At 64.2% G+C, this 12,436-nt stretch carries 11 protein-coding genes and 1 pseudogene; 11 read left to right on the plus strand and 1 reads right to left on the minus strand.

Annotation, left to right across the window (positions count from 1 at the left end; genetic code table 11):
• The first annotated feature begins 162 nt into the window (after nucleotides 1-162).
• The 11 genes and pseudogenes from AC5RT3_RS10715 to AC5RT3_RS10765 all read left to right on the plus strand — a co-directional run bounded on the left by AC5RT3_RS10715 (nucleotide 163) and on the right by AC5RT3_RS10765 (nucleotide 11,513).
• Entirely contained in the window at nucleotides 163-1,242 is a 1,080-nt protein-coding gene (locus AC5RT3_RS10715) for a CHAP domain-containing protein (protein WP_494124123.1), read from the plus strand.
• Nucleotides 1,239-1,748, plus strand: coding sequence for a hypothetical protein (locus AC5RT3_RS10720; protein WP_494124124.1), 510 nt, complete (start codon nucleotides 1,239-1,241; stop codon nucleotides 1,746-1,748). Before AC5RT3_RS10715 ends, AC5RT3_RS10720 begins: the two co-directional genes overlap by 4 nt.
• A gap of 41 nt (nucleotides 1,749-1,789) precedes the next feature.
• Nucleotides 1,790-3,241 (plus strand): MinD/ParA family ATP-binding protein, encoded by a 1,452-nt coding sequence (locus AC5RT3_RS10725; protein ID WP_494124125.1) that lies wholly within the window; start codon nucleotides 1,790-1,792, stop codon nucleotides 3,239-3,241.
• A gap of 36 nt (nucleotides 3,242-3,277) precedes the next feature.
• Nucleotides 3,278-3,880 carry a DUF6668 family protein gene (locus AC5RT3_RS10730; protein ID WP_494124126.1) on the plus strand — a complete coding sequence of 201 codons (603 nt, stop codon included), beginning with the start codon at nucleotides 3,278-3,280 and terminating at the stop codon, nucleotides 3,878-3,880.
• A gap of 11 nt (nucleotides 3,881-3,891) precedes the next feature.
• The gene (locus AC5RT3_RS10735; RefSeq protein WP_494124127.1) at nucleotides 3,892-4,155 is read left to right on the plus strand and encodes a hypothetical protein; all 264 of its coding nucleotides are present in this window, start codon (nucleotides 3,892-3,894) and stop codon (nucleotides 4,153-4,155) included.
• A 27-nt stretch (nucleotides 4,156-4,182) separates the two neighbouring features.
• On the plus strand, nucleotides 4,183-4,935 hold the full coding sequence (locus AC5RT3_RS10740; RefSeq protein ID WP_494124128.1) for a DUF8175 domain-containg protein: 753 nt from the start codon (nucleotides 4,183-4,185) through the stop codon (nucleotides 4,933-4,935).
• A gap of 109 nt (nucleotides 4,936-5,044) precedes the next feature.
• A complete protein-coding gene (locus AC5RT3_RS10745) occupies nucleotides 5,045-6,214 on the plus strand; it encodes a TrbL/VirB6 family protein (protein WP_494124129.1) in 1,170 nt (389 codons plus the stop codon).
• Nucleotides 6,201-7,709, plus strand: coding sequence for an SCO6880 family protein (locus tag AC5RT3_RS10750; RefSeq protein ID WP_494124130.1), 1,509 nt, complete (start codon nucleotides 6,201-6,203; stop codon nucleotides 7,707-7,709). Before AC5RT3_RS10745 ends, AC5RT3_RS10750 begins: the two co-directional genes overlap by 14 nt.
• A 26-nt stretch (nucleotides 7,710-7,735) precedes the next feature.
• A complete protein-coding gene (locus AC5RT3_RS10755) occupies nucleotides 7,736-9,295 on the plus strand; it encodes a helicase HerA domain-containing protein (RefSeq protein ID WP_494124131.1) in 1,560 nt (519 codons plus the stop codon).
• Entirely contained in the window at nucleotides 9,292-11,061 is a 1,770-nt protein-coding gene (locus AC5RT3_RS10760; protein ID WP_494124132.1) for a type IV secretory system conjugative DNA transfer family protein, read from the plus strand. Before AC5RT3_RS10755 ends, AC5RT3_RS10760 begins: the two co-directional genes overlap by 4 nt.
• Before the next feature lie 11 nt (nucleotides 11,062-11,072).
• A pseudogene (locus AC5RT3_RS10765) lies at nucleotides 11,073-11,513 on the plus strand (DUF4913 domain-containing protein).
• An 86-nt stretch (nucleotides 11,514-11,599) separates the two neighbouring features.
• Here the strand turns inward: AC5RT3_RS10765 and AC5RT3_RS10770 are convergent.
• On the minus strand, nucleotides 11,600-11,932 hold the full coding sequence (locus AC5RT3_RS10770) for a histone-like nucleoid-structuring protein Lsr2 (RefSeq protein WP_494124133.1): 333 nt from the start codon (nucleotides 11,930-11,932) through the stop codon (nucleotides 11,600-11,602).
• Nucleotides 11,933-12,436 lie beyond the last annotated feature (504 nt).

Raw genomic sequence — 12,436 nt, forward strand, 5'->3', positions numbered from 1 at the left:
GCGCCGAGCCAGGAAGAGGAACGGAACCCAATCATCGTAACGTCGCCTCCAGCCCTAATACATGCACAATGCGGGCCCACTACAGGCTTTATACATGTTCACTACACGCATATACTATTTTGAGCGAGCCAGTCGACGGCTGGGGCTCGAAGGGGGATTCACATGCAGCGTAGGTCACTTGGCCTCACGGCGCTGATCGTGGTCCCCGGCATCTTGATGGGGCTAGTCTTTTCCATCCTCTTACTCTTTGCCCCGGCAAAGCCCGCGGCTGCCGACTGTGGCCCGACCGTGTCAGTGGTTATCAACGGCGACACGAAGGTCTATGGCTACTCCCAGGAGCAGTTGAAGAACGCAGCGGCGATCCTGGGAGCGGGCAAGGCGCTGAACCTTCCCGTCAAGGGCCAGATGATTAGCGTCATGGTCGCCTTGGGCGAATCGGGGCTGCGTGTTCTGGACCAAGGCGACGCCGCCGGGCCGGACTCCCGTGGGTTGTTCCAGCAACGCGACAACGGCGCGTGGGGCTCCTATGTAGACCGTATGGACCCAACCACCAGCGCCACGAACTTCATCAAAGCCCTACAGAAGGTCGAGGGCTGGGAACTCCTGGAACCGACCCTCGCCGGCAACAAGGTCCAGCGCAACGCAGACCCATACCACTACCAGAAGTACTGGCCCGAGGCCGTCAAGCTCGTCCAGGCACTCTCGGACGGGAAGTTCACCCTCGAAGGCAACGACTGCGCCATCCCGGGCCAGTCCGGTGCCGGGGATGACTACCCGTGGAAAGACTCTCCAACCTGGATGCAGGTCGGAGCTAGCACTGCCGCCGCATCACCGCTGGGCATGTTCTACCGCGAATGCGTGGACTTCGCCCTGTGGCGGGTGAACCAGCAAATGGGGTCCACCGGCGAACCGTTCAAGTTCCTCAACGGCAACTTCCGCCCCGACGGGCAGGGCCTTGGTTCGGCCCTGACGTGGAAGGCCGGCTGGGACGCCAAAGGCTGGGCCACTGGCGCCACACCTCGGGTCGGGGCGGTCGTCTGGTACGCACCGGGAACCGGGGGATCGGACCCCACCTTCGGTCACGTCGCTGTGGTCAAGGAAGTCAAGGACGACGGGACCTACGTCGAAGAGGGCTACAACGGCAACCCGCCCCCGGACGATCACAACTACTACACCCGGACCGTCAGCAGCGATGTCCCTTCCGCGTTCCTGTACCTGCCCACCCAAGAGGAGAAGAAATGAAGAAGCCCCTGGCCCTCATCGCAGTCGCCCTGCTCTGCGCCGCGTGTGCACCGGCAGCGAACACCGCACCTGCACCGGCAGAATCGACCGTCACGCCTTCCGCGCCGGTTTCGCTGAGCGCCAGCAGCGGTCCACAGGCTCCCGGGGGCACGGTCCCGGCCACGATCGGCATTACCTGGGATCAGGCCAGCAAGGACGCGGCCGTGGATGTCGCTGAAAAGGCCATGGCGGACTTTGCCCGCCCTGGTGTGGAGGAAAAGCAGTGGGCCAATGAGCTTGCCCGCTGGCTGACGCCCCAGGCCACCGCCGATTACTCGGCTGTGGACCCGGCCAACATTCCCGCCAGCCGCGTCACCGGCCCGGCGACGCTGAGCGTCGATGAAGCCAACGGCTACGGGGTTATGGCAGCGGTGCCCACCGACGCCGGGACCTACACGGTGCAGCTGCTCCGAACGGGCAAGGAATCCCCGTGGAAGGTCCACCGATTCACGCCCCCCTCGTCCTAAGCGCCGGAACTCCCCATCCCACACACGTAAGGAAGAAGCCCATGAGCAGCACATCAACCAAGGTCCTGGCCTTTCCAAACATCAGCGCCATCGTCCGTGACAACGGAACCGCTGAAGTCGTCGTCGCGGGAAACTCCCGCATCGTCCCTGCCGGGGAGTCCCTGCAGGATCTTCGCAACAACGCCCTGGCCCTCGTCGTGGGCGAGGCACAGACGTTGAACCGTCCGGTCAGGGTCCAGATCGAGGATCCCGAAGGGCACGGTGAACTGATCGTGCACCCGGACAACAGGATCGAATCCCTCTCCTACGAGGCTCGCCCCGCCCGCCGCCGGGCAGAAACACCGGAACCCGCGGCCCAGACGCCAGCTCCCACAGTCGTTGACACTATGTCGGCTCCCGCACCTGAGTCTGTGGTTGCTCCGGCAGAGCCCCCGGCTGCCACCGTCGCCGCGGTGGACCGCCAACCATGGCCGCCCAATCCCGTCGCGTCAGAGACGACGCCAGCGCCGGGAGTTGCCAGGGAGGAAGCACCGGCGACCCGACGCAGCTTGAAGGAAACCTCATTCCTGGTCAGCACCCCGGTTCTGGAACCGGCCACCCAGGGCTGGCGGGGTGCGCTCACGCGCCTTGGCTTCCGGATGGACCCGTCCGCCGAAGAACTCTCCGAGCGGGAGGATATCCGCACGGTCAGCCAGCACTGGCCCCGTCCCCGGACCATTGCGGTGGTCAACCGCAAGGGCGGTGCGAACAAGACCCCCACGGTTGTCATGCTCTCGGCGATCCTCGCCCGCTACAGCGGGGCCGCGACCGTCGCCTGGGACAACAACGAGTCCCAAGGCACGCTGGGATGGCGGACCGAAAAGGGCGCCCATGACCGGAGCGTTCTGGACCTGATCGATTCCTCGACCGAACTGCTCTCCCCGGCAACGAACGCCGCCGAGATCGCCAAGTTCGTCCACCACCAGACCGCAGACAAGTTCGACGTCCTTCGCTCGGATGAAAACGAGGAAGGCGACCACGAAGTCACCGCCGAGGAAGTCGACATCGCCCACCAGGTCCTCACCCGCTATTACCGGCTGGTGGTCATGGACTCGGGTAACACCGCCCGGGCGGCTAACTGGCGCAGGATGATCCACCACACCAACCAGCTCGTCGTTCCTGTGACGGCCATCGAGGACCGCGCCGAAGCCGCCCGGCTGACGCTGCAGACCCTCGAATCCCGTGGCGGCCACGACGCCGAGCTGGCCCGTAACGCCGTCGTGATCGTCTCTGAATCCACCGACGCCAAGCGCGCCGTGTCAGGGGATGCCTTGAAGCGGGCCAAGGACGAGGCCCAGCGGATTGCGGCCGGCTTTGAACCGTTCGTCAGGGCCGTCGTGAGGATTCCCTACGACCCGGCGCTGGTCAACGGACCCATCCGCTATGAAGCCCTCCAGCCCGCCACCCAGCGGGCATGGCTGGCGGCCGCGGCCGCCGTCGCCAAGGGCTTCTAAACCCACCGACCATCCGGACTTTCGAAAGGAGGAACCATGCAACAGTCCCTGAACCCCTGGATCACCAGCCCCGGCACCGAAACGGCGGAAGAGGAAACACCGGATACGTACATGCCCCCACCGGCAGTCATTACTGCGCCGCTGAAAGGAATGGTTGAACCCGACGCAGCCGACAGACTGGCCCTCCGCACCATGACCGGTTCCGCCGAATTATGGATCATCGGCGCACACGGGGGAGCAGGCGAAAGCAGAATTGCTGACCTCCTCGGTGCACGCGCCACCGATCACTGCTGGCCGGTCCTCCAGGACGGAAGCGAGCCACGGGTGCTGCTGGTGTGCCGCGCAGACATGCGCGGCCTGACGGCCGCCAGGAGCGCACTGACCCAATGGGTGTCAGGTGCCACACCGGAAGTCGACCTGCTCGGCATGGCCGTCCTTGCTGACGCACCGGGGAAAACTCCCAAAGCACTCCGGGACTTCACTTCGATCGTCGGAGGGGGAGCGCCCCGGCTTTGGACCCTGCCCTGGGTGGAAGCCTGGCGGCACGGGGACATCACGGCCCCGTCGTCCCGCGAATTTCAACGCTTCATCACCGATATGGCCGCCTTGGCCACCGCCACCACATCACCCACCCACTGATAGGTCTCACCATGAACTACGCACTTCCCGCCGGCGTCATCCCCAACCCCACTCCCACCATCCCTGCAGAAGCAGACGGGCTGCTCCTGGTTCTGAACTGGGCCTCCGGCATCGGCCTGGTCCTCGGCGTCCTAGGCGTGATCATCGTCGGCATCGGCATGGTCATCCAGCTCCAGCGCGGCGAAGGCGCACAAGCCATCGGCAAACTCGGTTGGGTCCTCCTGGGCTGCATCATCATCACCGGCGCTGCTGGCATCGTCCGTGCCTTCGTCTAAGCCACCACCAACAACGGGAGCTTCACCATGAGCCAGTCAACAGAGAGCACCACCGCAAGCAATCCGTTCACCAAACCCGGTTTCATCATTGCGGCCGCGCTGGTGGTGGCGCTAATCGCAGCAACCGTCATCATCTTCCTTCTCCCCAAAGGCCAGGGAAACGCACAACCGGCCCCTGCCCCAGTAGAAACCGGCGGCTTAGCCTCTGTCAGCCCCAGCGCTTCAGCTGGGGCTGACAAGAGCATCTGCGGGCTTCCCGCATCTTCGGAGGTGGCGCTGGGCTCAGCACCAAGTTCAAAGTGGGAGCTCGTGGGCCGAACGGCGGCCCCGACTGATCCCAACACGATTGGCCCAGGAGTAACCGGCGAAAACGGCTTCCGTTCTTGCTTCGCGCAGTCCCCAACAGGAGCGCTCTATGCAGCTGCCAACATGGTGGCGCTCGGTGGCCTGAGCGATGAGGGAATTCAGAAGGAACTAATTGAGAAGCTTGTGGTCCCCGGTCCGGGGCGGGATGCAGCTCTAAGGGACATCCGTACTCCGTCCAGTGCAGATTCCTCGTCCATCCAGATCCGCGGGTTTGTCATTAAGGCTTATTCCACCACTGCGGCTCACGTGGACCTGGCCTTCTCAACGCCGACGGGCGAGTACGGCCACGGCGTTCTTCCGCTCAAGTGGATCGACGGCGACTGGAAAGTGGAGATTTCCGATGCTGGTGAACTCCTCAACGACGTCGCCCAGGTTAGCGACTTGGGGGGATTCATCCCTTGGTCGGGAGCCTGACATGGACAAAGAATGCGGATTGATTGACTGGAAGTGCTCGACTCAGCAATTCATTGGTGGAATCACAGATGACGCTATCGGCAACTTGGCCAAGGCCATCATGGAGGGCATGAGTCAGATGGTGACGACTCTGTCTACCTTCTGGGTTTCAATGCCCACCGTGAACCTGGTCAGCGAGGATGGCAGCACACCAAGCCCTGTTGTTGCTGCGGTCAATAGCGAGTTGATGCCCTGGACGCTGACGCTGGCAGTTCTTGCCGTCATCCTCGGCGGCATCCGGATGATCTGGGAACAGCGCGGGGCACCGCTCAAGGACCTGCTCCGTTCGCTGCTCACCCTCACCCTGATGTCGGGCCTTGGCCTTGGTGTCATCTCAATTCTGGTGATCGCCGCCGACGCATTCTCTGTCGCCATCATTGAGCGTTCCACGGACGGCAAGGGATTCGCTCAGTCGATGAACATCCTGGTCATGACAAACCAGACTGAGGTCGGCGTGTTTATTCTGATTGTCCTGGGCCTGATCGGATTGATCGCTTCACTGGTCCAGATCGTCCTGATGGTGGTCCGGAGCGGCATGCTGGTAATCCTGGCGGGCATTCTGCCTACCACCGCCGCGTTCACGAACACCGAGATGGGCCGACAGTGGTTCCAGAAAGCAGTCGGCTGGACCATCGCGTTCATCCTCTACAAGCCGGCAGCGGCCATCGTGTACTCGGTCGCATTCCTTCTCATGGGCACCGGTGAGGGGCGCGACGCGCTGGTTAAGTCCATCACGGGCTTCACGTTGATGATCGTTGCCCTGTTCGCGCTTCCGGCGTTGATGCGGTTCGTCACGCCGATGGTTGGTGCTGTTGCCTCGGGCAGCGGAGCGGCGGCCGGGGCTGCCGTTGGTGCGATGGCCACCGGTGCAGTGTCCCTGGGCCGGAGCGGCAGCGGACGAGGAAATGCCGCACCTACCCCTGCGACCACAAGCACTACAGCCAGTACGCAGAGCACTCACGCCGGGGATTCGCCGAAGGGCAGTGACGGAGCGCCTGGTCCTCGGGGCGGGGGAGGCCAGCCCACCCCCGGCGTTACGGGTCCGGGCGGAGCCGCTGGCGCTGCAACCGCCGGCAAAGCAGGCACCACTGGAGCCGCGGCAGGGGCAAGCGGCGGGGCAGCAGCTGGCCCGGCCGGTATGGCTCTGGCCGCCGGGGCGCAGGTGGCTACCAAGACGTCTCAGGCAATCGAAAAGACCGCGCAGGATTCAACCGGGGAGGGCCCCAGTGGCAGCAATTAACTCCGAATACAAGGAACCGTCCTACGGCAACTGGCGCGTACCGCGCTCCGCCGGCCTGGGCAACCTCGGCGCCATCGGCACCGGGATTGTCATGGCCGGACTGTTGATGGGCATCACCACCTTCGCGATTTGGGGCCTGTTCCCGGGGCTCGCTGTCCTCTCCCTCGCCGGAGCCAGCGCCCTGTTACTGACGGTCAAGGACAAGCACGGCCAGTCCGTCGTAGACCGCTTCGGCACCCGCATGACCTTCCGGCTCTCCAAGTCCACTGGAACGAACCTCTACCGCTCCGGCCCTTTAGGTGTGACGGAGTGGGGCATGTACCAGCTCCCCGGCCTGGCCGCGAAGTCGACCCTCTACGAGTTCGCCGACTCCTACAAACGCCCGTTCGCCATGCTGCACGTACCGGCCACCAGCCACTTCACCGTCATCTTCTCCACCGAACCCGATGGAGCCTCCCTGGTGGACCCTGAGCAAGTCGACGCGTGGGTCGCCAACTGGGGCGGCTGGCTCGCCGGCCTGGCCGACGAAGCAGGACTGGACGCCGCGGCCGTCACCGTCGAGACCGCACCCGATTCCGGGTACCGGCTCCGGAACGAAGTCGAAATGAACATCGACCCGAACGCACCCGAATTCGCCCAGGCCATTCTGCGCGAGGTCGTTGACACCTACCCGGAGGGATCGGCCACGGTCCGCGCCTGGGTGTCCCTGACCTTCAACGCCGCCCTGCGGTCCGGGTCAAAGAAGCGCACCCCCGAAGACGTGGCCCGGGACCTCGCCTCCCGGATCCCAGGCCTGTCAGCCCGGCTGCAGTCCACCGGTGCCGGTATCGCCCGTCCGATGTCGGCGCAGGAACTCTGCGAGGTCGTCCGCGTTGCCTATGACCCTCCCGCTGCGCTGATCATTGATGACGCCCACGCCGCCGGTTCCCCGGTGGCCCTGACCTGGGGCGAGGTCGGCCCCACCGCCACGCAGGCGAACTGGGAGGACTACCGCCACGATTCCGCGTTCTCTGTCTCCTGGACGATGACGGGCGCACCCCGCGGGTCCGTGAACTCCTCGGTCCTTTCCCGGCTGCTGGCACCGCACGGGGACATTGACCGCAAACGGGTATCCCTGCTCTACCGTCCGATGGATTCCGCGAAGGCTGCAACCGTGGTCGAGCGCGACCAGAACAACGCCAACGTCCGCATCACCTCCGGTACCCGGCCCAGCGCCCGCGCACTGGTCGATGCCCGCTCCGCCGTGCAGACCGCCCAGGAAGAAGCCCGCGGCGCCGGCCTGGTGAACTTCGGCATGGTCGTCACCGCCACAGTGACCGACAAGGAACGGCTGCCTGATGCCGTGGCCGCCATCGAACAGACCTCCGGCACCGCCCGGGTGCTCCTTCGCCGCGCCTACGGCGCGCAGGACACCGCCTTCGCCGCCTCCCTGCCGCTGGGACTCGTCCTGCCCAAGCACAGCATGGTGCCCTCCGAAATCAAGGACGCTCTCTAATGGCCCTCAGAGACCTTTTAACGTCAATGACAGTAAAGCCAGCAGAGGGCGCGCCAAAGGGCAAAGCCGGGAAGCAGCCGCGCGAGGCCGGCCCGGGTGCCCGCGGCTGGTCCGGACCTGGTGGCGGCATGGCCCAGCTCGTCCCGTCCGTAAAAGAGTACCGGGGAACCACTGTCCAGGTCTGCGGTCTGTGGCCGTTTTCCTCCGGCGCGTCCTCGCCCATGATCGGCGTCCCGCTCGGCCGTCACGAGGAAACCCAGGCCACGGTCTGCTGCGACCCGATCAGCTGGTTCCAGCGCGCACGCCTCATCTCCAACCCTTCCGCTTTCATCCTTGGCAAACCCGGGCTGGGAAAGTCCACCCTGGTCCGGCGCATGTTCCTGGGCCTCGCCGCACAGGGCGTCAACCCGCTGGTTCTCGGGGATCTGAAAGGTGAGCACGTTAAAGCCGTCGAAGCTCTCGGCGGGCAGGTCATCAAGCTCGGCCGCGGCGTCGGCTACCTGAACATTCTCGATCCGGGCCAGGCCGTCGAGGTCGCCCAGCTCCTCGAGGAACACGGCCACCACGATGCCGCCACCCGGGTCCGGGCCGACGCGCACGGCCGCAGGCTGAACATGGTCGTCTCACTCATCACCATCAGTCGGAGCAACCCGCCCACCGACCAGGAACAAACCATCCTGGACCGGGCCCTGCGGGTCCTCGATGACCGATTCGACGGCATCCCGGTCCTGAAAGACCTCTTGGACGTCATCGTCTCCGCCCCGGATGAGCTGCGGCAGGTCGCGCTGGACCGTGGCGACATGAACGTCTACCTGCAGGAAACCCGGGCGCTGGAAGCGACCCTGCTGGGCCTGACCGGGGGAGGGAAGCTGGGAGAAATCTTCTCCCGACAGACCACCAACCCGATGAAGCGGGACCGCGCCGTCGTCTTCGACGTCTCCAGCATCGACGAGACCGAAACCGACCTCCAGGCAGCCGTGCTGCTCGCCTGCTGGTCCTACGGATTCGGAACGGTCAACGTCGCCAACGCCCTGGCAGACGCGGGCCTGGAACCACGGCGGAACTACTTCGTCGTCCTGGACGAGCTGTGGCGTGCACTGCGCTCCGGCAAGGGCATGGTCGACCGGGTGGACGCCCTGACCCGCCTGAACCGGTCCGTCGGCGTTGGGCAGATCATGATTTCCCACACCATGTCCGACCTGCTGGCACTGCCGGCAGAAGAGGACCGGATGAAAGCCCGCGGATTCGTCGAACGCTCCGGCATGGTGATCTGCGGCGGCCTGCCCGCCTCAGAGATGCCGCTGCTGACCTCCGCGATCCCCCTGTCCCGGCAGGAGCAGCAAAAGCTCATCTCCTGGCAGGACCCGCCCGCCTGGGACTCACGCGGCCTGGACGTCGAACCCCCGGGCCGGGGCAAGTTCCTCATCAAGGTCGGCGGCCGCCCGGGCATTCCCGTCCAGATCGGGCTGACCTCCATCGAGAAGAACGACGGCCTGAACGACACCGACACCCGCTGGCACGCACCGGCGGAAACGCTCATGGACCCGGCAGCACCAACGCTGCCGACAGAAGGAGGCGCGCTGTGAGTGCACCTAACCGCAAAGGAATGGGCCTCGAAGATGCCCTGCTGGTCTGGCTGGCCATCGGCGCCATCGTCATCTTCGGCGGCGGCACCTACGCCGCCGCCCACCTCGGGTCCTGGATGGCCGGCATCGACGCCCCGCCTGCCCACCCCATCGACCTGGTCGCCGGACTCATCAAGGGCAAGGTGCCCTGGCCCAGCCAGTCCACCGTCGCGGCGTGCCTTATGGCCGGCCTGATCCTCGTTCTGGCCATCGTCGTACTCGTGGCATGGCGGAAAGGCGCATCCAAGCGCGCCCGCGTGGATAAGGCCGCCCGCTACCTCGGCCGCGGCAAGTCCCTCGCCGCGTTCTCCGAAAAGGGAGCACAGGCCAAGGCAGAGCGGCTAGGTGTAAAGGACACCCCAGGGATCGTCGTGGGCAAGGTCGTCTCCACCGGCCAGAAGTTCGTCCAGTCCTGGGAAGACCTCAGCCTCGACATCTGGGGACCCCGAACAGGTAAGTCCACCTCCCGGGTGATACCCGCCATCCTGGACGCACCCGGCGCCGCTGTCTCAACCTCGAACAAGCGCGACGTCGTGGACGGCACCCGTGGCGTCCGCGAGGCCACGGCCCCGGTATGGGTCTTCGACCCACAAAAGATCGCCCAGGAAGAACCGGACTGGTGGTGGAACCCGCTCTCTTACGTCACCGACGAAGAAAAGGCCTACAAGCTCACCCAGCACTTCTCGGTCGGCTCCCGGGTCCCGGGGTCAAAGCCGGACGCCTACTTCGATCCCAAGGCCGAGGACATCCTCTCCTCGTACTTCCTCGCGGCCGCCCTGGGCGATTTGCCGATCACGCAGGTCTACCTGTGGGTGACGGAGCAGGTCAGCCAGGAACCCATTGAAATCCTCCGGGAGCATGACTACGAGCTGCAGTACAAGGGCCTGGAGTCCACGCTGAAGCTGGCTGACAAGCAGCGCGACGGTATCTTCGGCACCGCAGAGAAGATGATCCAGTGCCTCAAGAGTCGGAACACTCTCCGCTGGGTCGCCCCGGCCGGCGGCGCAACCGTGGCCAGTGATGCCCGCCGGCAGTTCGACCCGCACGCCTTCGCTGCCTCTCAGGAGACGATCTACATCCTCTCCAAGGAAGGGGCCGGCTCAGCCGCCCCGCTCACCACGGCACTGACCGTGGCCATCGCTGAGGCGATGGAGGAACGCGCCGAGCGCAGCGGCGGCCGACTGCCCAAACCGGCCCTGTTCGCCCTGGACGAGCTGGCAAACGTTGTTCGTTGGGCCGGCCTGCCGGACCAATTCAGCCACTACGGCTCCAAAGGCCTGATCGTCATGGGCATCCTGCAGTCCTGGTCTCAAGGCGTCGAACTCTGGGGCGAAGCGAACATGCGGAAAATCTGGTCAGCCGCGAACGTCAAGGTCTACGGCGGCGGCGTCGCCGAAGAAGGGTTCCTCCGCGCACTCTCGGACCTGATTGGGGACTACAGCTACATCAACGTCTCCGTCTCATCAGGGAAGTCCGGGTCCAGCCGCTCCCGGCAGGAGAGCAAGGAACGCATCTTCGACGTCTCCAACCTCGCAGAGCTGGACCGCGGCCGCGCCGTCGTCCTCGCCTCCGGTGCACCCGCCACATTGGTCCGGACCATGCCCTGGTACACAGGCCCCCACAAGGAAGCCGTGGAAGCATCCATCAAAAAGTACAGCCCCCAGCCAGAGGAAGAACCAGTACCGGTAGCAGCGGCGCCGGCCGCAAATCCATGGGTGACCGGGTAGGGGAGTAGGGCATGACTATCGAGATTGGCCGGTTCAGTGAAGCTCCCAGCTCGGACGTCGAGGACACTGGCGCTAAGGCCGGGGAACAGCAGAAGCCCCCGCAGTTGGTCTATGGCTCTGCCGAAGAGTTCCTGCACGAGCAGCTGCTCCCCACTTACGTCCGCGACGTTGACGGGCGCGCAGCGAAATGGTGCATCGAATGGTACTTCCACCCGGAAGCTGTTTCCCGTGTGGAATCGCTGTGGCGGGCCTGAGAACACCTCAGACTCGACGGAGCCACCGGCATCAGCGTCTGGTTCAAAGACCACGCGGACCACCACATGAGCGTGCTCCTCGACCCACGCGGACCGTTCTACAAATGCGACATGCAAAAACACCGGGACCCCGAACACCTCGAACCCAAAAAGGCTCCGGACGGCTGGTTTCCCGACGTGAGGACTATCTCTGCCTAAAAGACTAGATGCGGGCTTGTGTAGGGGAAAATAAAAAATCAGGGCCGGAATCAGTAATGAATTCCAGCCCTGATTTTTTCTTGACTCTAGTGAGCCGCTTCGTACTTCTCTACAACTTCCGCTTGAATACGACCACGCGTATTCACTGGTATGCCGTTCTCAGCCGCCCACATCCGTACCGCTTTGGCGTCCGGGCCACCGTGCGAGGAGGACTTAGTCCGGGCTGCCGGACGGCCTCGCCCGCCAGCTACCTTGCGGCCAGCGTCGGCAAAGCGCGCCAATGCTTCACGGAGTTCGCTAGCGTGTGCCTCCTTGAGGTCAATCTCGTATTCACTGCCATCTAGAGCGAAAGATATCGTTTCGCTAGCTTCCGAACCGTCAATATCATCTTCCAGCAGAACGACTGTCTTTTTTGCCATGAAATAAGGCTAGCAGCCTATTGAACAAGCAGATCACGAGAGCATCAGAACCTTAAGACAAGGCCTTCAATACTCGAACTGAATGGGAATTAGGAAAGCGGGCACACACACGTCGTAACGGCAAGCAGAGAACCGAGCAGTCCACAGTTGGGGTCAATCCGGGTTATCCACGGCTGGAATCGGGAGCCATTGAGGTAGCTCCCTCAGCAGCCGTAGCGGTGGATAACCCATCAGGATTGTCCCCGGCTGTGGGCAGCGGAACTGACTGTGCAGACAATCTCTGGACAATTGCGCAACAGGCTGTTGCACAATTGCCAGGCACCCGCCCACTCGAGCTCACCACCAGGGCCGGCTGTCAGGTTTAAATCTGAGACTGTTCGCTAGGGATGTGCAGGAACTGCCTTTCGGACCCTATTCTGACGCTCATTTCGTGTCCGCCTGGCGTCAGGTTGGGGTGTGCCCGAACTAGACTCGTCTCGATCACGCACCGGCACGGCGCTGTTC

The sequence above is a fragment of the Arthrobacter sp. Y3221159 genome (genome assembly GCF_059089885.1).

What these genes read in the sequence shown, in the direction of transcription:
- AC5RT3_RS10715 (WP_494124123.1), top strand. Translation starts at nt 163, where the DNA reads ATGCAGCGTAGGTCACTTGGCCTCACGGCGCTGATCGTGGTCCCCGGC.
- AC5RT3_RS10720 (WP_494124124.1), top strand. Translation starts at nt 1,239, where the DNA reads ATGAAGAAGCCCCTGGCCCTCATCGCAGTCGCCCTGCTCTGCGCCGCG.
- AC5RT3_RS10725 (WP_494124125.1), top strand. Translation starts at nt 1,790, where the DNA reads ATGAGCAGCACATCAACCAAGGTCCTGGCCTTTCCAAACATCAGCGCC.
- AC5RT3_RS10730 (WP_494124126.1), top strand. Translation starts at nt 3,278, where the DNA reads ATGCAACAGTCCCTGAACCCCTGGATCACCAGCCCCGGCACCGAAACG.
- AC5RT3_RS10735 (WP_494124127.1), top strand. Translation starts at nt 3,892, where the DNA reads ATGAACTACGCACTTCCCGCCGGCGTCATCCCCAACCCCACTCCCACC.
- AC5RT3_RS10740 (WP_494124128.1), top strand. Translation starts at nt 4,183, where the DNA reads ATGAGCCAGTCAACAGAGAGCACCACCGCAAGCAATCCGTTCACCAAA.
- AC5RT3_RS10745 (WP_494124129.1), top strand. Translation starts at nt 5,045, where the DNA reads ATGAGTCAGATGGTGACGACTCTGTCTACCTTCTGGGTTTCAATGCCC.
- AC5RT3_RS10755 (WP_494124131.1), top strand. Translation starts at nt 7,736, where the DNA reads ATGACAGTAAAGCCAGCAGAGGGCGCGCCAAAGGGCAAAGCCGGGAAG.
- AC5RT3_RS10770 (WP_494124133.1), bottom strand. Translation starts at nt 11,932, where the DNA reads ATGGCAAAAAAGACAGTCGTTCTGCTGGAAGATGATATTGACGGTTCG.